Source organism: Pseudomonas sp. IT-347P (assembly GCF_949768005.1).
GTDB lineage: Bacteria > Pseudomonadota > Gammaproteobacteria > Pseudomonadales > Pseudomonadaceae > Aquipseudomonas.
In genome coordinates this window covers 107565-128978 of the sequence record NZ_CATKPQ010000022.1, presented here as the reverse complement: position 1 = coordinate 128978, position 21414 = coordinate 107565, and the positions used below count along the sequence as shown (strand labels likewise).

General features: G+C 59.3%; 25 protein-coding genes. 6 read left to right on the top strand and 19 right to left on the bottom strand.

Going from position 1 to position 21414, the window contains the following annotated elements; genetic code table 11:
- Positions 1 to 83: 83 nt before the first annotated feature.
- The 11 genes from ACM6IV_RS09405 to ACM6IV_RS09355 all read right to left on the bottom strand — a co-directional run bounded on the left by ACM6IV_RS09405 (position 84) and on the right by ACM6IV_RS09355 (position 10842).
- Positions 84 to 245, bottom strand: a complete 162-nt coding sequence (locus ACM6IV_RS09405) for a hypothetical protein (protein WP_414869722.1) — start codon at positions 243 to 245, stop codon at positions 84 to 86.
- Between the two features lie 237 nt (positions 246 to 482).
- Complete coding sequence (locus tag ACM6IV_RS09400) at positions 483 to 767, bottom strand: hypothetical protein (RefSeq protein WP_414869721.1); 285 nt, start codon at positions 765 to 767, stop codon at positions 483 to 485.
- 216 nt (positions 768 to 983) lie between these two features.
- Entirely contained in the window at positions 984 to 1214 is a 231-nt protein-coding gene (locus ACM6IV_RS09395; protein ID WP_008082703.1) for a hypothetical protein, read from the bottom strand.
- A gap of 118 nt (positions 1215 to 1332) precedes the next feature.
- Positions 1333 to 1563: a hypothetical protein gene (locus tag ACM6IV_RS09390; protein WP_414869720.1), complete on the bottom strand. Its 231-nt coding sequence runs from the start codon at positions 1561 to 1563 to the stop codon at positions 1333 to 1335.
- 71 nt (positions 1564 to 1634) lie between these two features.
- The gene (locus ACM6IV_RS09385; protein WP_414869719.1) at positions 1635 to 3272 is read right to left on the bottom strand and encodes an ATP-binding cassette domain-containing protein; all 1638 of its coding nucleotides are present in this window, start codon (positions 3270 to 3272) and stop codon (positions 1635 to 1637) included.
- 145 nt (positions 3273 to 3417) lie between these two features.
- Positions 3418 to 4455, bottom strand: coding sequence for a DNA topoisomerase IB (locus tag ACM6IV_RS09380; protein ID WP_414869718.1), 1038 nt, complete (start codon positions 4453 to 4455; stop codon positions 3418 to 3420).
- 73 nt (positions 4456 to 4528) lie between these two features.
- Positions 4529 to 5608 (bottom strand): molybdenum ABC transporter ATP-binding protein, encoded by a 1080-nt coding sequence (gene modC / locus ACM6IV_RS09375; protein ID WP_414869717.1) that lies wholly within the window; start codon positions 5606 to 5608, stop codon positions 4529 to 4531.
- A gap of 3 nt (positions 5609 to 5611) precedes the next feature.
- Positions 5612 to 6292: a molybdate ABC transporter permease subunit gene (gene modB / locus ACM6IV_RS09370; RefSeq protein WP_414869716.1), complete on the bottom strand. Its 681-nt coding sequence runs from the start codon at positions 6290 to 6292 to the stop codon at positions 5612 to 5614.
- Position 6293: 1 nt separating this feature from the next.
- Positions 6294 to 7061 carry a molybdate ABC transporter substrate-binding protein gene (modA, locus tag ACM6IV_RS09365; protein WP_414869715.1) on the bottom strand — a complete coding sequence of 256 codons (768 nt, stop codon included), beginning with the start codon at positions 7059 to 7061 and terminating at the stop codon, positions 6294 to 6296.
- Positions 7062 to 7230: 169 nt separating this feature from the next.
- Positions 7231 to 8295 carry an NAD(P)H-dependent flavin oxidoreductase gene (locus ACM6IV_RS09360; RefSeq protein WP_414869714.1) on the bottom strand — a complete coding sequence of 355 codons (1065 nt, stop codon included), beginning with the start codon at positions 8293 to 8295 and terminating at the stop codon, positions 7231 to 7233.
- A gap of 108 nt (positions 8296 to 8403) precedes the next feature.
- Positions 8404 to 10842 carry an autotransporter gene (locus ACM6IV_RS09355; protein ID WP_414869713.1) on the bottom strand — a complete coding sequence of 813 codons (2439 nt, stop codon included), beginning with the start codon at positions 10840 to 10842 and terminating at the stop codon, positions 8404 to 8406.
- A 187-nt stretch (positions 10843 to 11029) separates the two neighbouring features.
- On the opposite strand from ACM6IV_RS09355, the gene ACM6IV_RS09350 reads away from it, so the two are divergent.
- Complete coding sequence (locus tag ACM6IV_RS09350) at positions 11030 to 12013, top strand: MDR family oxidoreductase (protein WP_414869712.1); 984 nt, start codon at positions 11030 to 11032, stop codon at positions 12011 to 12013.
- A 26-nt stretch (positions 12014 to 12039) separates the two neighbouring features.
- On the opposite strand, the gene ada is transcribed toward ACM6IV_RS09350, so the two are convergent.
- From ada to ACM6IV_RS09325, 5 genes are all read right to left on the bottom strand, one after another.
- Complete coding sequence (gene ada / locus ACM6IV_RS09345) at positions 12040 to 13107, bottom strand: bifunctional DNA-binding transcriptional regulator/O6-methylguanine-DNA methyltransferase Ada (protein ID WP_414869711.1); 1068 nt, start codon at positions 13105 to 13107, stop codon at positions 12040 to 12042.
- 87 nt (positions 13108 to 13194) lie between these two features.
- Complete coding sequence (gene alkB / locus ACM6IV_RS09340; protein WP_414869710.1) at positions 13195 to 13860, bottom strand: DNA oxidative demethylase AlkB; 666 nt, start codon at positions 13858 to 13860, stop codon at positions 13195 to 13197.
- A gap of 5 nt (positions 13861 to 13865) precedes the next feature.
- A complete protein-coding gene (locus tag ACM6IV_RS09335) occupies positions 13866 to 14576 on the bottom strand; it encodes a 2OG-Fe(II) oxygenase (protein ID WP_414869709.1) in 711 nt (236 codons plus the stop codon).
- Between the two features lie 93 nt (positions 14577 to 14669).
- Complete coding sequence (locus ACM6IV_RS09330; RefSeq protein ID WP_414869708.1) at positions 14670 to 14843, bottom strand: hypothetical protein; 174 nt, start codon at positions 14841 to 14843, stop codon at positions 14670 to 14672.
- A 28-nt stretch (positions 14844 to 14871) separates the two neighbouring features.
- The gene (locus tag ACM6IV_RS09325; RefSeq protein ID WP_057400164.1) at positions 14872 to 15174 is read right to left on the bottom strand and encodes a DUF1883 domain-containing protein; all 303 of its coding nucleotides are present in this window, start codon (positions 15172 to 15174) and stop codon (positions 14872 to 14874) included.
- 210 nt (positions 15175 to 15384) lie between these two features.
- Between ACM6IV_RS09325 and ACM6IV_RS09320 the strand changes: the two genes are divergently transcribed.
- Entirely contained in the window at positions 15385 to 15741 is a 357-nt protein-coding gene (locus tag ACM6IV_RS09320) for a hypothetical protein (protein ID WP_414869707.1), read from the top strand.
- A gap of 71 nt (positions 15742 to 15812) precedes the next feature.
- On the top strand, positions 15813 to 16043 hold the full coding sequence (locus ACM6IV_RS09315; protein ID WP_414869706.1) for a hypothetical protein: 231 nt from the start codon (positions 15813 to 15815) through the stop codon (positions 16041 to 16043).
- Between the two features lie 3 nt (positions 16044 to 16046).
- On the opposite strand, the gene ACM6IV_RS09310 is transcribed toward ACM6IV_RS09315, so the two are convergent.
- On the bottom strand, positions 16047 to 16334 hold the full coding sequence (locus tag ACM6IV_RS09310; protein WP_414869705.1) for a hypothetical protein: 288 nt from the start codon (positions 16332 to 16334) through the stop codon (positions 16047 to 16049).
- A gap of 136 nt (positions 16335 to 16470) precedes the next feature.
- A complete protein-coding gene (locus ACM6IV_RS09305) occupies positions 16471 to 16656 on the bottom strand; it encodes a hypothetical protein (RefSeq protein WP_008082671.1) in 186 nt (61 codons plus the stop codon).
- A gap of 258 nt (positions 16657 to 16914) precedes the next feature.
- On the opposite strand from ACM6IV_RS09305, the gene galU reads away from it, so the two are divergent.
- Complete coding sequence (gene galU, locus ACM6IV_RS09300) at positions 16915 to 17754, top strand: UTP--glucose-1-phosphate uridylyltransferase GalU (protein ID WP_007912230.1); 840 nt, start codon at positions 16915 to 16917, stop codon at positions 17752 to 17754.
- Positions 17755 to 17882: 128 nt separating this feature from the next.
- Positions 17883 to 19241, top strand: a complete 1359-nt coding sequence (gorA, locus tag ACM6IV_RS09295) for a glutathione-disulfide reductase (protein ID WP_414869704.1) — start codon at positions 17883 to 17885, stop codon at positions 19239 to 19241.
- On the opposite strand, the gene ACM6IV_RS09290 is transcribed toward gorA, so the two are convergent.
- Positions 19238 to 20254, bottom strand: coding sequence for a DNA-binding protein (locus tag ACM6IV_RS09290; RefSeq protein WP_414869703.1), 1017 nt, complete (start codon positions 20252 to 20254; stop codon positions 19238 to 19240). The genes gorA and ACM6IV_RS09290 overlap by 4 nt on opposite strands.
- 177 nt (positions 20255 to 20431) lie before the next feature.
- Between ACM6IV_RS09290 and ACM6IV_RS09285 the strand changes: the two genes are divergently transcribed.
- Positions 20432 to 21370, top strand: a complete 939-nt coding sequence (locus ACM6IV_RS09285; protein WP_414869702.1) for a site-specific integrase — start codon at positions 20432 to 20434, stop codon at positions 21368 to 21370.
- The last annotated feature ends 44 nt before the right edge of the window (positions 21371 to 21414 follow it).

Genomic DNA, 21414 nt, shown 5'->3' with positions numbered 1-21414 from the left:
CGCAATTTACTTGTCAGGCATGACCTTTTTGCCCTTTCGATTTATGTAAAGATGCCCGGACGTAGCCGGGCCTGAGGAAAAATTCAGCGCGAATCCACTTCTTTCGATTCGCCAGATGAAGATCGTTCGCTCCGTCTCCGAATCCAGCTCAAGAGCGCGTGCACAGGGTGTAAAAAGGCCACAAGCACGCCGATGAGCATGATGATGAAGATGGCCACAAGCGGGATGCTTTCGTGCGAGAACATGGTGGGTTACTCCTGTAGTCACTATGTCGGAACCCGCAGCCTAGACGCATCGAGCCATGTTTTCGATGAACGTATGTTCATCCTTCGGTGCCTCATTTGTGCTACAGCGAGGCTCACTGGATTGACAGGATTCAGTCCACATGGAGGTTCGGAAAGTGCCGCGCTACACCATGAATATCAAAGGCCTGCATGACTTTGCTCATGCAGGCCTTTTTTGTGCCTTGCCAATACGCAGTGCTAGACAAATGCCTGTCCGCTGAAGCCGCGAGGCAAGCGCTGAAGGCCGGCCATGGCAGTCAGGCGCTCGATCCATTCTGCGCGCCAGGTTGTCGCGCCGTGCGTAGCGTTGGTCTGACGCGCCATTCGACGCGCTGCGTTGCGCTGATCTTTTCGTGCCTGTTTGTAGGCATCGGTATTGCGGCAACTGCGGCACTTCACACGATTGAGCTCGCGGCTTGCCGACAGTTGTTTGCCTTTATGGCCGCAGGCCAGATGCCCGTCGACGTTGAAATGGATAACCATGACCGTCTCCTTTGCGACGTGTATAAGTTTTGACAACTCAGGGACTGCCGCTGTTCGGTGTGTAGGTGTTACTTTGCAAAGGAGTGATCTCACTGCATTCGCGCAGATGTGTTCGTCACGTGAAAACCGGCGAAATAAACATAACGGACAGACGCGCGCGCGGTGACCGTCTGTCACCGCGGGTGGGGCAATTCCTGAGCCTTGGCCAGACCGAGGTCATCTGAACCTGGGCAGCGGCCGATCAACAGGCTTTAACGCCGACAGCGTATTGCGAATCAGCGGAGCATCCTTCTCGATGTCGTTCAGCCGGTCACGGATGCGCAGGGCGGTGGGGTGTCCGCCTTGGTGATCGACCCAGTCGGCGATCTCTTTGCAGGCGGCGGCGAGGCGCGCTTGGCGAGCGTCGAGCAGGGTGAGGAGGGTGGTGATGGACTCTTTTTCGGACATGGAACACCTCCGTTCTATGAAACCTGAGCTGCAGCAAAAAGCCCGCATCTTGCGAGCCTTCTGCCGTGGGGCGCTGCTCCCTCAGCTGTTTTCAGTATAGACCCGCTTCTGATCGGCATCAGCCGGATGACTCGCGGGCCGGTAGTGGGGAACTCGCTGCGTTGAGGCGCTGGCATTCGCGCTTGGCGTCGGGCTCTGCGTCGTAGCCATCGCCAATAAAGCCTCGAGTACGCGTATCGCAGATGCGAAACCAGCTCTGCGCTTCGGCTGGATCATGCTGGCTGTCACCGGCGCGTCGACCGTGAATGATGATCTTGTTGCAACGCTTCACGACGAAAATGTCTTCCATGGCGTCACCGCAGTTGATTCGTGTCAGATCAACTATAGAAGCCCCCGGCAATCGTGCAAAAAATAGACAGCTCAGCTCGTCGGCTGGCAGCGCCACCCCTCGGGGTGCCAGCTCAAAACGTGGCTGGGTTTTAAGGCCCGTAGAAACGCCTGATCGTGGGAAACCGCGACAATCGCTCCAGGAAATGTCTGCAAGGCTTGTTCGAAAGCTTGCACCGACGCCAGGTCCAGATGATTGGTGGGCTCATCCAGCAACAGGAGTTGCGCGGGTGTCTGGCGCCACAACGCCAGCGCGAGGGCTGCCTTCAAGCGTTCGCCGCCACTGAGTGATGCGCAGGGCCGGGTCACGCGTTGGGCGTCCAGTTGCAGATGCGCGAGGAAGCCGCGCAACTCACCTTCGCTCAGAAGCGTCTGCTGTGCCTGTAACTGATTGACGATCGACGTTTGCTGATCCAGCAGTTTCAGCTGTTGATCGAGAAAGGCAAAAGGCACATGCGTGATGCACTCGCCACTCACCGGCGCCCATTCACCTGCCAGCAATTTCAACAGCGTCGATTTGCCACAACCATTGTGACCGCTGACAGCGATGCGCATCGGCCCTTGAATCGCGAGGTCGAGGCGGGAGGAGGGAGATCCTGCCGGTAACCATGGCAAACACGCGTCAATCAGCGTGCACACCCGCCGATTGCCCGGCACCACGCTCCCCGGCAGATTGATCATCACGCCGTCGTCCGGCAGGACGTTTGTGTACGCTTCACGCACGCGCTCATCCAGTTCGGACTTGCGCGCCTGGTGGCCAATTTTTACCTGCCCCATGATATCTCGCGCGGCCGCTTTCAACGCTCCGCGCTCGAAGCCCGAAACGTTGGCACTTTGTGCGTTACGGCGGCTGCCGGCCGCATGACGCTGGATTGTGTCGTGTTCACGCTGCAGCCGCGTACGCTCACGCTGACGTTCGATACGGGCCTGATCAAGTTGCGCCTGCGCCGCCTGTTGACGTATCCGGCGTTGCTCGGTGAACTCCGCAAACTGTCCGCTGAAGACCGTTGCTCCCAAAGACGTAAGTTCGACAATTCGCTGCATCTGTTCCAGTAATTGCCTGTCGTGACTGACGATGACCAGTCCGCCACGCCAGCGCTCAAGCAACTGCATAAGCCATTGTCGACCGGCGCTGTCGAGGTGATTGGTGGGTTCGTCGAGTACCAGCAATGGCGCCTGGCTCAGCAGCGCGCCGATCAAGGCAATTCTGGCTTGCTGACCACCGCTGAGGTGCTCCGTCAGATCGCAAGCATTGATGTCGGCCAACCCGGCATCATCGAGCATCTGGCGCAAACGCTCCGCCATATCCCAGCGTTCACCGATGAGGTCGAAGTCGTCGGCAGTCGCACAACCGTGGTTCAGGCGTTCCAGTGCATTGAGCACCGAGGCCGTCCCCGTTGCGTCGGCTACGGTTTGCCCGGGTGGGGTGAGGAACGTTTGCGCGACGTAATGCACGCAAGCCAGGCGTATCACGCTGCCGCGGGTGGGCTGCAACTGGCCGGCGATCAGGCGTGCGAGCACGCTTTTGCCGACACCATTACGGCCGACGATCGCGGTCGGTCGATGATCGAAAGTCAGGTTCAGGTCTTCAAACAGTATTGTGCCATCGGCGAACTGAAAGCCCAGTTGATTCAGGGAAGCGAGTGCGGGTGTACGCGAGACGTAAGTCATCGGCACCTCCAAAAAATGTCGTGAAAACTGACAAGCACCGAGAAACGGCGTGTCGCGATTACATTTTTAGAAGGCCGGGGTGTTCACTTCTGCGGTCGTCCGAAGGAGGAGAAGGTGGCTAGCCTAGATGACGTTTTACAGCGGATCAAGGGGCGTCGGTCATCTCGCTCATTTGCTCGAGAAACATCGCCAGCGCCACTTCTTCGGTACGCAGACCTTTGCGCATACGCGGACGGGGCAGTTCAGCGAGGGCGCCCAGCATGAATTTCTCCACCACAGCGGGGTGGATATAGCATTTGCGGCACACCGCCGGGGTATTACCCAACTGCCTGGCGACGCCTTTGATCATCTCTACCACATGCCGCTTGGCCTCGGCCTCGGACTCCCATTGCAACTCGCGCAACACTGCCAGCGCCAAGGCACTGCCGGCCCAGGTGCGGTAATCCTTGGCGGTGAAATCGGCGCCGGTCAGGGCCTTCAGGTAAGCGTTGACGTCGGAAGAGCTGACGGTGTGCCGCTCGCCGTTTTCATCCAGATACTGAAACAGGTTCTGCCCGGGAATCTCCAGGCAACGCTTGATGATGCGCGCCAGGCGTCGATCCTTGACGGTGATCTGATGTTCGATGCCGCTTTTGCCGCGGAACTGGAACAGGATCGCGCTGCCGTTGACTTCGACATGGCGGCTGCGCAGGGTGGTCAGGCCGTAGGAGCGATTATCCCGGGCGTATTGCGTGTTGCCGACGCGAATCAGTGTGGCGTCGAGCAGAGTGATCACCGTGGCCATGACCTTGTCGCGACTGAAACCGGGCGCGGCCAACAACGCTTCCAGTTGCTTGCGTAGTTTCGGTAACGCCAGACCGAACTCGCGCAGCCGCGAATACTTGTCGGCATCGCGCACTTCGCGCCAGCGCGGGTGATAGCGATATTGCTTGCGGCCACGGGCATCACGGCCGGTGGCTTGCAGATGACCGCGCGGGTCGGTGCAGATCCACACGTCGGTATAGGCCGGCGGTACCGCGAGGGCATTGATGCGTTTGATTTCTTCCGGATCGGTGATGCGCTGGCCCGACGGTTCGAAATAGCTGAACTTGCCGCGCAGCTTTTTGCGGGTGATACCGGGCTGGGTGTCGTCGACGTAATGCAGGTCGGATGGAAGGTCGGCAGTCAGCACGGTGTCGGGCATGGCAATTTCCTTTTGATGGCGCGGTGGTCTGTAAAGCGATTGACCGCACGCCGTTGCCGTGGTGCCGAATGATTTAGGCGAGGACCGCGACCGCTTTGATCTGCGCCCATAGATGCTGGCCCGGATGCACGCCCAACTGATCCTGGGAGTAACGTGTGATGCGCGCGAGCAGCGGGGTGCCGCCCGCATCGAGACGAATCAATACGTGGGCGGCGTTGCCCGCCGATTGTTCGCTGACCACCGTCACCGGCAGTCGATTGAGGATGCTGCTGAACTCGCTGTTCTGCAGGCTCAGGCTGATATCCCGCGCGTGGACTTTGCAGCGCAAGGCCTGGCCCACCGCCATCGGCGCGTGCGTGACGCGGATGCTCATCTCGGTGGCCGGCAATTGCAGGCTCAGCAATTGATATTGCGCATCGTAGGCGCTGACCTGGCCTTCAATGATCACCCCGGCGTCATCGCCCATCGCCATCGGCAGGTCAAGGCGCGCGAGGGTTTCGCCGATCGGGCCGCTGGCCAGTGCCTTGCCGTCGCTGAGTAACACCAGATGATCGGCCAGTCGCGCCACTTCATCCTGGGCATGGCTGACGTAAAACACTGGAATGTCCAGTTCGTCATGCAGGCGTTGCAGGTACGGCAGGATTTCACGTTTGCGCTGGCTATCGAGCGCGGCCAGTGGCTCATCCATCAGTAGCAGTTTCGGGCTGGTCAGCAGCGCACGGGCGATGCCGACGCGCTGGCGTTCGCCGCCTGACAAATGCTGCGGATGACGTTCGAGCAAATGACCGATGCCCAAGAGCTCGGTGGCCTGCACCATGTCGACCCGACGCTGGGACTTGGCGATGCGCTTGAGGCCGAATTGCAGATTGGCCATTACTGACAAGTGCGGGAACAGGCTGGCTTCCTGAAACACATAGCCGAGCGCGCGTTTGTGTGGCGGGACGAAAATGCCGTTGTCGCTGTCCTGCCAGACTTCGTCGTTGATCTGGATAAAGCCCTGTTCGGCGCGCTCAAGCCCGGCGATACAGCGCAGGCAGGTGGTTTTACCCGAGCCGGAATGACCATAAAGCGCGGTCACGCCACGGCCGGGCAGGTTCAGGTCGACATCGAGGCTGAAGCCCGTATAGGCCCGTTTCAGACGCACATCAATCATCGATCAGCTCCAGCCTGCGCGGGTTTTGCGGCTTGAATACAGCGCCAGCAACACCAGAAACGAGAACACCAGCATCGCCCCGGCCAGCCAGTGGGCCTGGGCGTATTCCATCGCTTCGACGTGGTCGTAGATTTGCACGGAAACCACGCGGGTCTTGTCGGGAATGTTGCCGCCGATCATCAGCACTACGCCGAACTCCCCCACGGTATGTGCAAAGCCGAGGATCGCTGCTGTGATAAAACCGGGACGCGCCAGCGGCACAATGACGCTGAAAAACGTATCCCAGGGACTGGCGCGCAAGGTTGCGGCCACTTCCAGTGGACGGGCACCAATCGCCGAAAATGCGTTCTGCAACGGTTGCACCACGAACGGCATGGAATAGATCACCGAGCCAATCACCAGCCCGGTGAAGCTGAATGTCAAAGTGCCCAGGCCCAGCCATTGAGTGAACTGGCCGAGAAACCCATGCGGCCCCATCACCAGCAACAGATAGAAGCCAATGACGGTGGGCGGCAAGACAAGGGGCAGGGCGACGATCGCCCCGATCGGGCCGCGCAACCACGAATTGGTGCGCGACAGCCACAGGGCGATCGGCGTGCCGACTACCAGCAGGATCGCGGTGGTCAGGGACGCCAGTTTCAGGGTCAGCCAGATCGCCGCGAAATCGGCACTCGTCAGCGACATTTTAGCGCTGGTAACCGTAGGACTTGATCACCGCAGCGGCTTTCGGGCCTTTGAGGTATTCAACCAAGGCTTTGGCGGCGGCGTTGTCTTTGCCTTTGTTCAGAATGACGGCGTCCTGCTTGATCGGGTCGTGCAGGCTGGCCGGGACGATCCATGCCGAACCGCTGCTGACTTTGCCGTCCTTGTAGATCTGTGACAGGGCCACAAAACCCAGCTCGGCGTTGCCGGTCGAGACGAACTGGTAAGCCTGGGTGATGTTCTGGCCTTCAACGATCTTGCCTTTGGTGGCTTCGGTCAGTTTGAGTTTTTCCAGCACTTGTGTGGCTGCCAAACCATAGGGCGCGGCTTTCGGGTTGGCGATGGACAGGTGCTGGTATTCGTTGTTTTTCAGCACCTCGCCTTGCGCATCAACATAACCTTCTTTCGCCGACCACAGCGCTAGCGTGCCGATGGCGTAGGTGAAGCGTGAGCCTTTGACGGTGTCGCCTTCTTTCTCGAGTTTTTCCGGGGTGGTGTCGTCAGCGGAGAGGAACACTTCGAACGGCGCGCCGTTCTTGATCTGGGTGTAGAACTGGCCGGTGGCACCGTAGGCTGCGACCAGCTTGTGTCCGGTGTCTTTTTCGAAATCGGCGGCGATGGCCTGGATCGGCGCGGTGAAATTCGCGGCTACAGCCACCTGCACTTCGTCAGCGTGAGCGGCGCCGATGGCGAAGACGCAGAGCAAAGAGGCCAGGCAAGCAGGGGAAAAACGTGAGACACGAATGGTCATGTAACCGCTCCGTTATTGGCTTGTGCAGAGGGCAGCTACTGTGGGAGGGGACTGCGCCGATGCGAGGATGGATTCGCTATATAGCGAAATATATAGCGAAATGCCGCCAAACAGGAAGTGTTGGTTAAAACGGGCGTGAGGACGGTAAGAATCCTCACGCTGTATAGCTTCAATGGCGAGCGAGTTTTGCCAGTGCACCTTCCGCCAATTGTCGGGTCAGTTCGGCACTGCCGAGGTCTTTGCCCAAGGTGAATGCCTGTCCGGCCCAGAGGTTGGCAAACTCTGCCTCGTTTATCGCTCGCAGCGGCATCAGTGCACCCCCAGCCAAAGGGAATGCCGGTGCTTTTGGCGACACCGGACCCAGTTCACGCATGACCCGGTTGAGGATGCCCCGCGCCGGCCGCCCGGTAAAAATATTGGTGATCGCCGTTTCGCTCTCCTTGGCGGTGCGCAATGCCTTGTGGTGGGCGGCGCTGACTTTGGCTTCCGGTGTGAACAGATAGGCCGTGCCAACCTGTACTGCTGAGGCTCCCAACAAAAACGCCGCCGCTACGCCGCGCGCGTCGGCAATCGCCCCGGCGGCTATCACTGGCACGTTTACCGCATCGACCACCTGCGGCACCAAGGCAAACGTGCCGACCTGGCTGCTCAGATCATCACTGAGAAACATGCCGCGATGGCCGCCGGCTTCGTAGCCCATGGCGATGATCGCGTCGCAGCCGTTCTGCTCCAGCCAGATCGCTTCATCGACCGTCGTCGCCGACGAGAGGATTTTCGCTCCGGTGGCCTTGACCCGATCAAGCAGGGATTTTTCTGGCAGACCGAAGTGGAAACTCACAACCTCCGGGCGAAATTCTTCCAGCACTTCACAGGCTGCCGCATCGAATGGCGCCCGGTTGGACACCGGCGTCGGCGCATCGAAATCGGCGCCCAGTTCGCGGTAATACGGCTCCAGCAGCTGCTTCCAGTCACGTGCGCGTTGCTCATCGGCAGTCGGTGGCTGATGGCAGAAGAAGTTCACGTTGAAAGGCTTATTGGTATGTTGGCGAATGGTTTTCAGCGCTTCGCGCAATTGCTCGATGCTCAGCATCGCCGCCGGCATCGAACCGAGGCCACCGGCATTGCACACGGCGATGACCATGGACGAATTCGTCGCGCCGGCCATCGGGCCCTGGATGATCGGCAACTCTATGCCAAGGAGGTCAAGAATGCGGGTATCTGGCCATTGGCTCATGACAGCGGTTCTCCGAACGACGAAACGGGCAGGGACGGCAGAACCGGTTTTTAGCAGCAAAACCGGTTCTGCAGCCAGTCCGAAATTAAGAACAACCCATGCAGTTTTTCAGCGTCGATGAAATCCGCCGCCTCCGCCGCCGCCAAACGAGCGATTCATGAATTGCGAGGAGTTGTGAAAATTGTTGGTCCGCTGATTGCCGAAATTGCGCGCGGCGGATTCACGGTTGAGGTTCTGCAACTGGGCATTGTTATTGATCGGTGCGGCCCGTGTAGTGCGGGCCCCGGCCATCGATTGCCAGCCGTTGTCGGTCTTTTTGTAGACGTTGCCGTCGTGTCCTGCATAAACGTTGTCGCCCACCCGTGCCGCGCCGCCATTGCGACCGCGAACGCCGCCATATTGAGTGGTATTGCCGGTGTTGGGGTTGTACACGGCGCCACGATTGGCGGTGACTTGTGTGCCATTGCGCGCATTGCCGGCCGTGACGCGTTCGCCGGCAATGGCGCCACCGTTCGGTCCGACCGCTACGCCACTGCGCCCGGCCGCGTAATTGCCGGTGTAGACGTTATGCACGGCACCGCGTTGGCCGGCAGCTGCGACGCCCGTGCGTGAGTTGTAGGAGGCGCCGATCTGACCGGCCCAGCGATTGCCGGTCCAGGCGTTGTAACCGGCGCCGTAGCGGCTGACCGTGGCCCGATCGCCCCACTGATGATAGAGGTTGCCGGTGGTGCCGGCCCAGCCACCAGGCCCCCAGGCCACTGCGCCCCCGCGATAACCGTAAGCGGCGCCACCCCAGGCCAGTGGCGCCGGGTACAGATGCGGCCCCCAGGCATAACCCCAACCGTAATTGCCCCACCACGGGTACGCGCCCCATCCCCAGCCCATCGCCACGGTGCTGCCACCCCAGCTCCAGCCAAAACCGAAACCGAAGGTCCAGCCTGTCCACGGCGTATAGCGGATGGCGACGCCGAAACCGTAAGTCACTGGCGGGCCATACCACACGCTACCGACCCAGGGCGTGTAGGGATAGCCGGTGCCATACACGACGACGCCCGTGGCCGGATCCAGATTCGAACCTTGATAACCGGGCGTGTAGCCGACCACCACGGTGTCGCCGCTGGACTCATAGACTTTGACGTACGTGAGGTAATGCAGGGGCGAGCTCGGCGGGATCGAATAGATCACCGCCGGCACGGAACTGGCCACCACCCAAGGGCCGTTGACAGCGGTGGCGGTGAACCAGATGCCGTTTTCCACGGCGTACCAACTATCGTTGTCGACACGGATGATCGGTGTGGCGCTGTTGGCCACATATTGCAGCGTCGTGTTATTGATGGCTTTGAGTTGCGGCTCGCCATCGAACTGAGGCTCGGTCATTTTTACCGCGCTTTTCTTGATCGCGGATGTCTGCGGGATGGTCGCGGCAATGGCGGCCTCCCTGGCCTGCGGCGTACCGGCGACAGACGCTTTGACGTTTTCTTTCGGACTGTCGTCGGGGATGTTGGCGAAATCGGCCGGCAGTTTATCCGCCGGGGTGAACGTCCACGGGCCATTCATGTCGGTGGCGCGAAACCAGCGCCCGGAGATCAGCACATAGCTGTTCTGATCACCGATCTCCTTGAAGATGTGCCCGGTAGTATTGGTGACATACAGCAGGCCTGTGCCTTGAATCGGCGACCATTGCGCCGCGCCGTCAGTGACCAGCAATTCAGTGGGCGTAGTGGCAATGAAAATCTTCGGTTGTGGCGGTTTGGCCAGACTGGGGATCTTGTCTTTCGGAGCGCTTTGCCCTGTCAGCAGATCCACTTGCCGGGTCTGGATGGCAGCCTGCTTGGCTTTCTCCAGTTCCGCTGACGGTGAGGCCAGGCGCGTGTAAGTGCCATCAAGCTGGTCGGCGACCATCCAGCCATCAAAGACGTGCAGGTAATGTTTGCCTTGCGCGTCCTTCAACAACAGCGGCCGCGTGTTGATCACCCGTTGCAGCGCCGTGCCGTCTAACGGTCGGTAGGCCGCGTCGCCATCAATATAGACGAGCAGGGCGGGTACGTCGGAACTGATGATCGTTGGTGGGGTGTTTTCCAGTGGCGCGAGGTTGGCTTTCTGCTCGGCGGACAGCACGCCGACGGCTGCTTCCAGCTGATCGAGCGAGATGGTTTTCTTGCGCTTTTCGGCGTCTTTCTGCAGGGCTGCGACCCAGATATCGGCTTGACTGGCATCGGCCGGGAAATCGGCCTTGATGATTTTGTACTGATCCAGCACGACCCAGCGCGTGGCCTTGTCGACCAGCGTATGGGCGCTGAATTGCACGATCCCGTAGGTTGATTTGCCGTCGGCACCGCTGGCTTCAACGGCCGCGCGGGCATTGAGGGTGTAGCCGTCCCAACTGTCGAGTTGCGGCTGATACACGGTCAGTTTCGCTTTGCCGTTGCTGATGACTTGCGGCCACGCCGGTTCGCTCGGGGCCTCAGCGGCCGGTGCCGCCCAGGCATGTGCGAACGTCAGCAGGCACAGCATCAACATCGCGAAGAACGAGCGCGGATAAGACATTGTCAACTCCATCGACAGGCCGATCTCTGTAGGAATAACGGCAAAACCACGACCGTCGAAAAAGCATAGTCGTCCGCCATGGAAACACCCGACGGATTCGCCGATTGGCGCAAAGTCGAATGTGGCAGAGTGTTGCGATGTGGTATTTCAAGGCACGATATTCTGAAAACAGTCATGCGAGGCAGTCATGTTCAACGCCATTGTGATCGACAAAGACGACAGCGGTTACCGCGCCAACCTGCAGCAGATCAATGAAGAGCAATTGCCCGAAGGCGATGTCACCGTGGCTGTTGCGTACAGTACGCTGAACTTCAAGGATGGCCTGGCCATTACCGGCAGCAGTCCGGTGGTACGCAAGTTTCCGATGGTGCCGGGCATCGACCTGGCGGGCACCGTGGAGGCCAGTTCGCACCCCGACTATAAGGTGGGGGACCAGGTACTGCTCAATGGCTGGGGTGTCGGCGAGAATCATTGGGGTGGGCTGGCGCAGAGGGCGCGACTCAATGGCGACTGGCTGATTCCTTTGCCCAAAGCCTTTACGGCGGCGCAAGCCATGGCCGTCGGTACGGCCGGTTATACGGCGATGCTGTGCATTCTGGCACTCGAGCGCAATGGCGTGACGCCAGAACAGGGGGAGGTGTTGGTCACGGGGGCCAACGGCGGCGTCGGCAGTTTTGCCATCGCCCTGTTGAGCAAGCTCGGCTATCGCGTTGTCGCCTCGACTGGCCGGGTTTCCGAGCATGAATATCTGCAACAGTTGGGCGCCGGTGAAATCATCGATCGCGCGACGTTATCAGCGCCCGGCAAGCCACTGGCCAAAGAGCGTTGGGCAGCGGTGATCGATTCGGTTGGCAGCCACACGCTGGCCAATGCCTGCGCGAGTACCCGCTCCGAAGGCACCGTCGCGGCCTGTGGTCTGGCGCAAGGCATGGATTTCCCGGCGTCGGTGGCGCCGTTCATTTTGCGTGGCGTGACCCTGGCCGGCATCAACAGCGTGACCCAGCCCAAGGCGCGCCGGCTGGAGGCGTGGGAGCGTCTGGCCAGGGATCTGGATTTCTCGCTGCTGGCATTGATCAGCCATGAAATCGGCCTGAGTGAAGCCATCGATGCGGCGCCAAAATTGCTCGCCGGGCAACTTCGTGGACGGGTAGTGGTGGACGTCAATCGCTGACCGGTCTCCACGCCGAGTAGCATCTATCAAGCCTGCGTTTCGCGCTCAAGCAACTGACGCTTGCGCTCGACGCCCCAGCGATAGCCGGAGAGATTGCCATCGCTGCGAACCACACGGTGGCAAGGGATCGCCACCGCCAAACGGTTCGCCCCGCAAGCCTGGGCCACCGCGCGCATGGACGTCGGTGCGCCGATGCGCTGGGCAATCTCGGCGTAACTCGCCGTCTGGCCCGGCGGAATTTCCCGCAATGCCTGCCACACGCGCTCCTGAAACGCCGTGCCGCGAACGTCCAGCGGCAGATCGAGGCCAAGCGCCGGGGCTTCGATAAACCCCACGACCTTGGCGATCAGTTGCTCGAATCCGGCATCGGCCCCGATCAGGTTGGCCTGGCGAAACTGATCCTGCAGATCGCACACCAGTTGATGCGGATCGTCACCGAGCAGAATCGCGCAGACGCCACGCTCGCTTTGTGCCACCAGGATCGCGCCGAGCGAGCACTGGCCAACGGCGAAACGGATGTCGTTGTTCTTTCCGGCAGCGCGATAGTCGCGGGGCTTCATCCCCAGTAGTTGATTCGCCGATGCATAGAAACGGCTGTTGGAATTGAAGCCTGCGTCGTACAGCGCATCCGTCACCGAACCGCCGTCTGCCAGGCGCTCGCGGACTTTGCGCGAGCGGTGGGCGGCTGCGTAGCCTCTGGGCGTCAAGCCCGTCGCGGCTTTGAATACGCGATGGAAATGAAACGGACTCAGGCCGGCGGCGTCTGCCAGTTCGTTGAGTGCCGGCAACGTTTCGGCCGATTCGATATGGCGGCAGGCAATCGCGACCGTCGCTGCATGCTGCGCGGCCACATCACTCTGGTCCTTGCTGGCGCGCTTGCTCGGCCGATAGCCGGCGGCTTCGGCCTGTTCGGCGGTATCGAAAAACTCGACGTTCTGCGGTTTCGGCAAGCGTGAAAGGCTGCTAGGGCGGCAATAGATGCCCGTGGTCTTCACCGCGTAGACAAATTGCCCGTCCGCCTGCGGATCTCGCGCAACCACGGCAGCCCAGCGTGGATCGTTTTCGGTCGTGAGGGTGGTCGAAAGCGTTTTCATGAGCGGTTATCCGTTGACCTGTTTGATTCAGGTTAACCAGCATCGCAAGGCGCAACACTCCGGGCCTTGCGGTCAAACTTTTGCAGGTTATCCGGCCACGCGAAAGGTCAGATTGATCCGCTGTTCACCCAGGCGCGGATGGCGACCCTGCTTGATCGGCAATACACCGTGATAACGCAAGCGATCAACACCGCCCCAGACCACCACGTCGCCATGCAGCAAGGCAATGCGCTGGCTCTTGTCGCTGCGATTGAAGCCACCGAACAGGAACATGGCCGGCAAGCCCAGTGACAGCGAAACGATCGGTGCGCTGTAGGCATTTTCGTCTTTGTCCTGGTGCAATGACATCTTGGCCCCAGGGACATAGCGGTTGATCAGGCAGGAATCAGCGTTGAATTCGGCAAATCCGGCCTGTGCCGCTGCCGAGTGCGCCAGCGCCGAGAAAACCTCCGGCATCGCTGGCCATGGCCGATCACTGAGCGGATCGACGCTGGAGTAACGATAACCGTGGCGATCGGTAATCCAGCCCAAGGCCCCGCAACTGCTGGTGCCCACCGACATGCTGAAACCACCCGGCGTGACCATGTGGCGCAAAGGCGCTGCCGCGAGAATGGCATCCAGCGCCGGGAGGATTTGGTCTACCGTCGGCAGGGCGAACCCATGCAGCACCCAGGATTGCTCGCCAATCTGCTCGGCGCGCGGGCGCTGTTCGGGTTCGTGATCGGCGAACAGATCGAAAGTGTTCGGTTGCATGCTGGTCAGATAGCGTCGTGAAAGATGATGCCTAGGGTATGCCTTTTTCCACTGTGCAGGCGACTGACGCCGTGACGCAGGGTCACCCGATAATCACCGCGCACGCCTTTGACCGGGCGCTGGTTCACGGCAAAGATCACTGCATCACCTTTCGTCAGATCGAGCACGTGCGGGCGAGATTGCATGCGTGGACGCTGCTCGGTGAGAACGAACTCCCCGCCGCTGAAATCTTTCCCGGGTTCTGACAGAAGAATCGCCACTTGCAGCGGGAACACCGATTCGCCGTACAGGTCCTGATGCAGGCAGTTGTAGTCCTGCGCGCCGTATTGCAACAGGATAGGGGGCGGGCGTAGTTGACCGGCGGCATGGCAGCGCTGAAGGAACTCGGCATGGCTCGGCGGAAAACGTTCGGGCAGGTTCATGCGTTCGTACCAGCGATTGGCCAAGGGCACCAGGTGCGAATACAGCGCGCAGCGAAGACGTTCTACCGGTGTCGGGAGGGGATAGCGAAAGTATTTGTATTCGCCGCGACCGAAGCCGTGACGCGCCATGATCACCTGCGAACGAAACGGTTCGGTCTGCGGGTACAGCGCACTCAGGTGATCGCACGTGTCGGCCGGCAGCAGCGAGCGGATGATCGCGTAGCCGTCCTGATCCAGTTGCTGCTCTAGGCTTGCCCGGTCGAGCGAGTCCAGACGGGAGGGTGACATCGACATGCTGACTCCTTGACTCATGGTCGAAGCAGTCAGTCTGGTTCAGGGCTCGCGACAGAACACTCCGCCGCTTGCGGTCGAATTCGCTATCGCGCCTTACAGTGCTTTGCTGACCGCGATTTCGCTGATCACGTCTTTCTGCTCGTGAAGCTTGTCCAGTTCAGCCTTGGCTTCTTCTTCAGTGCCGTTTTCCAGCTGCGCGAATTCGAAGCGGCGTTCACCGTTGAGTTTGTACTTGATGACGTATTTGGTCGTTTGGGCCACGGTCATGCATTCCTTTCTGGTTGGACGGTGTGTCTCAGCTGAGTTTGCTGCTGGAGCGACGGATGATCTTGATCGAGTGAGTCAGCGTCGGCTTGCGGGTCACGCTGATCGCGCGGCGGTTGACGGTGTCGATGGTGATGTTCCAGAAACCGGTGCTCGGCGCGGTGATGCGGGCCGGGAAGGTGTCGAAGGCGCCGCCGTGGTAGGTGTGACGGCCGCCATTCTTGAAGCTGCGGAAGTTGGCGTCGTTCATCAGACGGATGTTGCACATTTGCGAGCATTGGATGACGACGATGTCGTCTTCGTTGAGGTGTTCGCGCTGGTGAATGAATTTCATGGGCGCCTCCAGAAGGGCTTTTTCTACAAAATCAAAACGATAGCTTGTAATTGTGCGCAGTTTATCAGCCCGCACGGGTTATTATCTGGCCGTCGGGCGCTGGTTTGACAATTTTGAACAGATATTCGCAATCGGATGCGGGTTAAATACAGAAGGCCCCGGAGAAAAACGGCATCTGTGCTGTCGGACGGTCTTTAACGGAGGTTTTGTATGAAGTGGGGTGTGGTGTGTCTGCCGTTGATTCTGGCTGTGGGTGGTTGTGCGAGTGTTTCCGAAATCAATGAAACGTTGCCGACCATGAGCGTGATCTCCGGCAAGAAACCCCATGAATATGCCCAATGCCTGGCCGACAAGCTGGCAAACAGCCGTGGCGCGCTGCAAATGCAGCCGCACAAGGACGGGGTTCGGGTCATCGTGCCGGGGAAATTGTCCACTGGTGCAGCGGCGGTATTTGATATTGAAGACCGCTCCGGCGGCAGCAGCATCAAACTGCACGAGCGCATGTCGAATGTGCCGGTGCGTCCGCGTGACGTGCAAACCGCCGCCAATGCGTGCATTTCCGGCTGATAGACTATTAGTCATCAGCACCGATGCCGTCGCAGTCATGCTGTGACGGCATTTTCATTTCTGGAGTTGCGATGAAGCGAGAGCAAGTACGGGAGCGCCACGTAGAGGGCCTGATCTCTGCCACCCACGTCATCCAGAACCCGGCAAATTCGGGGGAGTGGATCGTGTTTTTCAAGAAGAGCGCCGGCCGCAGTTACTTTCTGGTCGACGATAACGACGAAGTCGAATCCTTCAGCCGCCTCGACGATCTGATCGAAGTCGTGCGCGGATTGGGAATCAAATTCGCCGAAATTCATATGTAGGGTCTATTTGCAGACCACCACAACGCTGCGGTTCTTGTAGTTGCCGACATCGACGCCCAGGGTTTTCTCGCTTTCCTTGGGTTGAGGCGTGCCATCGGTACCAACAATGCGATAACCGGTGCCCGCGCAGGACGCATCGGCTTTTTCATAACAGGTCGCCCAGGAATTGGCTTCGCCGGAGCAATCGATCGACAACCCCTGTTCACCGTTGTTCAGGTAAGTGGGTTGGGAGGTGGCGCAACCGGCCAGTGCCAATACCGCAATCAGGGGCAGCCATTTTTTCAGGGTCATGTTCGTGGTCTTCAGCGAGGGGGACTAGACGCTCTGACAGCGCCGGTGTGAAAAGGTTATAGCGTTTGGCCACTTGTTTGTAAGTGCGCACAAAAAAGCCCTGCTCAAGGGCAGGGCTCAGGCGTATCGCAACTGATCAGTCTTGATCTTTGCCACGGCGTTTCGCCGATGCCGGCGTGTCCGTGAACACGGAAGCTACATCAGTCGCCATTTGTTCGCTGTCGAAAGGCCCGGCGATGTGTTCGCCATTGGTGGTGGTCAGCGTCCACTTGCCGTCTTTCTTGTCGATCACATACCCGTTGACGATTTTTACCGCAGCCATCTATCTGTCTCGTTCGCTGGTTCAAAGGCGCCATGATACCGGCAAATGCTCCCATCGGGGGGCGATGAGCGTATGGTGATTCAGTTTGTCGGCCGCTTTGAGCTACGCTGATCTGGCCGTGCCGGAATGTCGATGGAACTATCGGCGAGAATATTTCTCTATCTTGGCATCGGTTAGCCAGTGCGGGGCATTGTAAGGTGCACGCCGCCTGATTAGACTGCGCCGAAACTCGTACACACAGCCCTTTCAAGGACTTATATGATCAAGAAATGCTTGTTTCCAGCAGCCGGTTACGGTACTCGCTTCCTGCCAGCGACTAAAGCCATGCCTAAAGAAATGCTGCCGGTGGTAAACAAGCCACTGATCCAGTACGGCGTTGAAGAAGCTCTGGACGCTGGCTTGACGGAAATCTCCATCGTCACCGGTCGTGGCAAGCGTGCTCTGGAAGACCACTTCGACATCAGCTACGAGCTGGAAAACCAGATCAAGGGCACCGACAAAGAAAAATACCTGGTCGGTATCCGCAAACTGCTCGACGAGTGCTCGTTCTCCTATACCCGTCAGACCGAAATGAAAGGCCTGGGCCACGCGATCCTGACCGGTCGCCCGCTGATCGGTGACGAACCGTTCGCCGTAGTCCTGGCGGACGACCTGTGCGTCAACCTCGAAGGCGACGGCGTACTGACCCAGATGGTCAAGCTGTACAAGCAGTTCCGCTGCTCGATCATCGCCATCCAGGAAGTCGACCCGCAAGAAACCAGCAAGTACGGCGTTATTGCCGGCGAGATGATCCGCGACGACATCTACCGCGTGCACAGCATGGTCGAGAAGCCAAAGCCGGAAGATGCACCGTCGAACCTGGCGATCATTGGTCGCTACATCCTGACCCCGGACATCTTCGACCTGATCGAACAGACCGAGCCAGGCAAGGGCGGCGAAATCCAGATCACCGACGCCCTGATGAAACAAGCCCAGAACGGCTGCGTCATGGCCTACAAGTTCAAAGGCAAGCGTTTCGACTGCGGTGGCGCTGAAGGCTACATCGAAGCGACCAACTTCTGCTTCGAGAACTTCTACAAGACTGGCAAGGCTTACTAAGAGCGTTTGATCGGTCTGTAAGAAAAACCCGCTTCGGCGGGTTTTTTCATTTTGCGCCCCCATATGATTGGCAGTGCTTGCCCAATGGGCGGCTGCAGGTATGCTGATCCCCTGCCGAGGAGATAGAAATGGCCTACGATTTTGACCTTTATGTGATTGGTGCCGGTTCCGGCGGTGTCCGCGCTGCGCGTTTTGCCGCGGGTTTCGGTGCGAAAGTGGCGGTGGCGGAGAGCCGTTATCTGGGCGGGACCTGCGTTAACGTCGGCTGTGTGCCGAAAAAGTTGCTGGTGTACGGGGCGCATTTCGCCGAAGACTTTGAGCAGGCGTCCGGTTTTGGCTGGAGCCTGGGCGAAGCGAACTTCGATTGGGCGACACTGATCGCCAACAAGGATCGCGAGATCAATCGCCTCAACGGCATTTATCGCAATTTGCTGGTCAACAGCGGCGTGACCTTGCACGAGGCGCACGCGAAGATCGTTGGCCCGCATGAAGTTGAAGTGAACGGCCAGCGTTTCACGGCGAAAAACATTCTGATCGCCACCGGTGGCTGGCCGCAGATTCCGGAGATTCCGGGGCGCGAACACGCGATCGGTTCCAATGAGGCGTTCTTCCTCAAGGAGCTGCCAAAGCGTGTGCTGGTGGTGGGTGGCGGTTACATCGCGGTCGAGTTTGCCGGAATTTTCCACGGCCTCGGCGCGAACACCACGCTGCTGTATCGCGGCGATCTGTTCCTGCGCGGTTTTGACGGTTCGGTGCGCAAGCATTTGCAGGAAGAGCTGACCAAGCGTGGTCTGGATCTGCAATTCAATGCCGACATCGCGCGCATCGACAAGCAGGCTGACGGCAGTTTGAAAGCCACGCTCAAGGATGGTCGTGTGCTGGAAGCGGATTGCGTGTTCTACGCCACGGGCCGGCGTCCGATGCTCGACAATCTGGGTCTGGAAAACACCGATGTGCAGCTCACCGACAAAGGCTTCATCAAAGTTGATGAGCAGTACCAGACCAGCGAGCCATCGATTCTGGCGCTGGGCGATGTCATCGGTCGTGTACAACTGACACCGGTGGCGTTGGCCGAAGGCATGGCGGTGGCGCGGCGTCTGTTCAAGCCGGAGCAATACCGTCCAGTGGATTACAAGATGATCCCGACGGCGGTGTTCAGCCTGCCGAACATCGGCACGGTTGGTTTGACTGAAGAGGAGGCGCGCGAGGCTGGCCACGATGTGGTGATCTTCGAAAGCCGTTTCCGGCCGATGAAGCTGACGCTGACCGAGTGTCAGGAAAAGACCCTGATGAAGCTGGTGGTCGACGGCAAGACCGATAAAGTGCTCGGTTGCCACATGGTCGGCCCGGACGCTGGCGAGATCGTTCAGGGTTTGGCGATTGCCTTGAAGGCTGGCGCGACCAAGCGCGACTTCGACGACACGATCGGGGTGCACCCGACGGCCGCCGAAGAGTTCGTGACCATGCGTACGCCGGTCGGCGCTTAAGCGTCTTTCGGTTTGGCTGAATCTGGCGCTGTCGCAACGGCAGCCGCCAGACGCTGACTTTCTTCCAGGCTTGCTTGAGCCTTGGTCAATTCCTTTTCCAGTGACTGGTTGAGCGACGTCTGTTCCTCGACGTTCTGTTTGAGTGCCTGGCTTTCCAGCGTCGCGACGCGCAGACGTTCCTGGAGGAGGGTGCGTTCGCTGTCGACGCGGGTTGCTTGTTCCAGCAATTGATCCTGACGCTGATTGCTCTGCTTGAGCTGATCCTGCAGCAGGCTCAGTTCGCGTTGGGTGCCACGGTTTTCCGTGAGCAGACGTTCGTTGTCGCGGTGCAGTTGCGTGATCTCGTCCTGGCGGACCAACGCACTTTGCTGCGCCTGACGCAGTTCGGCCTGAATCTGCTGCACCTGTGCTTCATGGCGGCTTTGTTCCTGCTCGCGCTGCTCCTTGGTGGCGTTGCGGTAGTGCTCCAGTGCGTCACGAGCGTGCAGGTGTTTCTCTTCCAGCGAGCGGATCTGCTCGTCCTTGTCCTGCAAGCGCAATTCAAAGTCGGCCAAAGCCTGATTCAGCCCGGCGTTGCGGGTCTGCTCGGTCTGCAGCATCGAGCGCGTGTTGTTCAGTGCCTCGGATTCACGCGCTAGTGCTGCGCCTTGAATGTCGTGCTCGTGTTCGAGCTTTTCCAGTGCCTGACGCGCCTCTTTCAGCTCCGACTCCAGCGCTTCGCGCTGTTCCTCGAACTGCTCGCGAGCTTGTTCAATAGGCTCTTGCGCCTGTTCTTTCAGGCGCTGAGCGAGGCGAGAGACGAGGGCGGTCAACTCGTCATCGATGGGCTCAGCCGAGGCTTCTATGGGCTGAGCGCCGTCATCCAGCTCTTTCAGGTAGCGATGGATCGTGGTTTTCGAGCCGGTGTTGCCCATTTCAATGCGTACTGCATCGATGCTCGGGTGTTCGCCACGGGCGAGGATCGCTGTGCGCGCAATCTGCACCAGTGCTTTGGTAATGCCGCCACGGGCCATGTCAACTCCTACGGTTACGTACTGTGGTACATGCCACTAAAGTACGCAGTGTACCATCTCAAAAATAAAGATAAACCTTTGATGATATAGACGCGGGATATACTGGTATTACCCAGTGTCAGACGGCAAAATGCGTCTGCACATCCCTGCATCAGTAAGCCAGCGAGAAAACAGCCCATGAGCGATCTGGATCGCTACCTGCAAGCCGCCACCCGCGACAACACCCGCCGTAGCTATCGCGCGGCCATCGAGCATTTCGAAGTGAAGTGGGGCGGGTTCTTGCCGGCGACGGCCGATAGCGTTGCGCGGTATCTGGTGGCGCATGCCGAACAGCTGTCGATCAATACGCTGAAGCTGCGTTTGTCGGCACTGGCGCAATGGCACAACAGCCAAGGGTTTGCCGACCCGACCAAGGCGCCGGTGGTGCGCCAGGTTTTCAAAGGCATTCGCGCCTTGCACCCGGCGCAGGAGAAACAGGCCGAGCCGCTGCAGTTGCAGGATTTGCAGCGCGTCATCGACTGGCTGGAGCAAGAGGCACAAATCGCAAAAGAGCAGCAGAACCACCCGTCACTGCTCAAGGCTCACCGCGATCGCGCCCTGATTTTGCTGGGGTTCTGGCGTGGCTTTCGCAGCGATGAGCTGTGTCGCCTGCAGATCGAACACGTGCAGGCGCACGCTGGCAAAGGCATCACCCTATATCTACCGCGCAGCAAGGGTGATCGTGAGAACCTCGGACAGACCTATCAGGCGCCTGCACTGCTGAAGTTGTGCCCGGTGCAGGCCTATATCGACTGGATCACCGAAGCGGCGCTGGTGCGTGGCCCGGTTTTTCGCAGCATCGACCGCTGGGGCAATCTGAACGAGGAGGGGCTGCACGCCAACAGCATCATTCCTCTGCTGCGCCAGGCCTTGCAGCGTGCGGGTATTGCTGCTGAAAACTACACCAGCCATTCCCTGCGTCGCGGTTTCGCCACCTGGGCGCATCGAAGTGGCTGGGATCTGAAATCATTGATGAGTTACGTTGGCTGGAAGGATATGAAGTCGGCCATGCGCTATGTTGAAGTCAGCCCGTTTCAAGGAATGGCTCGGATTACGGATAAGCCGGCTTCGTCGTAGAGATCGTTTTCTTCTATTAATACAGTCAGCTAATAGCGAAAACA

Bases quoted from the DNA above. Each gene is read 5' to 3' on its own strand.
- ACM6IV_RS09405 (WP_414869722.1), bottom strand. From the start codon at position 245: ATGTTCTCGCACGAAAGCATCCCGCTTGTGGCCATCTTCATCATCATG.
- ACM6IV_RS09400 (WP_414869721.1), bottom strand. From the start codon at position 767: ATGGTTATCCATTTCAACGTCGACGGGCATCTGGCCTGCGGCCATAAA.
- ACM6IV_RS09395 (WP_008082703.1), bottom strand. From the start codon at position 1,214: ATGTCCGAAAAAGAGTCCATCACCACCCTCCTCACCCTGCTCGACGCT.
- ACM6IV_RS09390 (WP_414869720.1), bottom strand. From the start codon at position 1,563: ATGGAAGACATTTTCGTCGTGAAGCGTTGCAACAAGATCATCATTCAC.
- ACM6IV_RS09385 (WP_414869719.1), bottom strand. From the start codon at position 3,272: ATGACTTACGTCTCGCGTACACCCGCACTCGCTTCCCTGAATCAACTG.
- ACM6IV_RS09380 (WP_414869718.1), bottom strand. From the start codon at position 4,455: ATGCCCGACACCGTGCTGACTGCCGACCTTCCATCCGACCTGCATTAC.
- modC (WP_414869717.1), bottom strand. From the start codon at position 5,608: ATGATTGATGTGCGTCTGAAACGGGCCTATACGGGCTTCAGCCTCGAT.
- modB (WP_414869716.1), bottom strand. From the start codon at position 6,292: ATGTCGCTGACGAGTGCCGATTTCGCGGCGATCTGGCTGACCCTGAAA.
- modA (WP_414869715.1), bottom strand. From the start codon at position 7,061: ATGACCATTCGTGTCTCACGTTTTTCCCCTGCTTGCCTGGCCTCTTTG.
- ACM6IV_RS09360 (WP_414869714.1), bottom strand. From the start codon at position 8,295: ATGAGCCAATGGCCAGATACCCGCATTCTTGACCTCCTTGGCATAGAG.
- ACM6IV_RS09355 (WP_414869713.1), bottom strand. From the start codon at position 10,842: ATGTCTTATCCGCGCTCGTTCTTCGCGATGTTGATGCTGTGCCTGCTG.
- ACM6IV_RS09350 (WP_414869712.1), top strand. From the start codon at position 11,030: ATGTTCAACGCCATTGTGATCGACAAAGACGACAGCGGTTACCGCGCC.
- ada (WP_414869711.1), bottom strand. From the start codon at position 13,107: ATGAAAACGCTTTCGACCACCCTCACGACCGAAAACGATCCACGCTGG.
- alkB (WP_414869710.1), bottom strand. From the start codon at position 13,860: ATGCAACCGAACACTTTCGATCTGTTCGCCGATCACGAACCCGAACAG.
- ACM6IV_RS09335 (WP_414869709.1), bottom strand. From the start codon at position 14,576: ATGTCGATGTCACCCTCCCGTCTGGACTCGCTCGACCGGGCAAGCCTA.
- ACM6IV_RS09330 (WP_414869708.1), bottom strand. From the start codon at position 14,843: ATGACCGTGGCCCAAACGACCAAATACGTCATCAAGTACAAACTCAAC.
- ACM6IV_RS09325 (WP_057400164.1), bottom strand. From the start codon at position 15,174: ATGAAATTCATTCACCAGCGCGAACACCTCAACGAAGACGACATCGTC.
- ACM6IV_RS09320 (WP_414869707.1), top strand. From the start codon at position 15,385: ATGAAGTGGGGTGTGGTGTGTCTGCCGTTGATTCTGGCTGTGGGTGGT.
- ACM6IV_RS09315 (WP_414869706.1), top strand. From the start codon at position 15,813: ATGAAGCGAGAGCAAGTACGGGAGCGCCACGTAGAGGGCCTGATCTCT.
- ACM6IV_RS09310 (WP_414869705.1), bottom strand. From the start codon at position 16,334: ATGACCCTGAAAAAATGGCTGCCCCTGATTGCGGTATTGGCACTGGCC.
- ACM6IV_RS09305 (WP_008082671.1), bottom strand. From the start codon at position 16,656: ATGGCTGCGGTAAAAATCGTCAACGGGTATGTGATCGACAAGAAAGAC.
- galU (WP_007912230.1), top strand. From the start codon at position 16,915: ATGATCAAGAAATGCTTGTTTCCAGCAGCCGGTTACGGTACTCGCTTC.
- gorA (WP_414869704.1), top strand. From the start codon at position 17,883: ATGGCCTACGATTTTGACCTTTATGTGATTGGTGCCGGTTCCGGCGGT.
- ACM6IV_RS09290 (WP_414869703.1), bottom strand. From the start codon at position 20,254: ATGGCCCGTGGCGGCATTACCAAAGCACTGGTGCAGATTGCGCGCACA.
- ACM6IV_RS09285 (WP_414869702.1), top strand. From the start codon at position 20,432: ATGAGCGATCTGGATCGCTACCTGCAAGCCGCCACCCGCGACAACACC.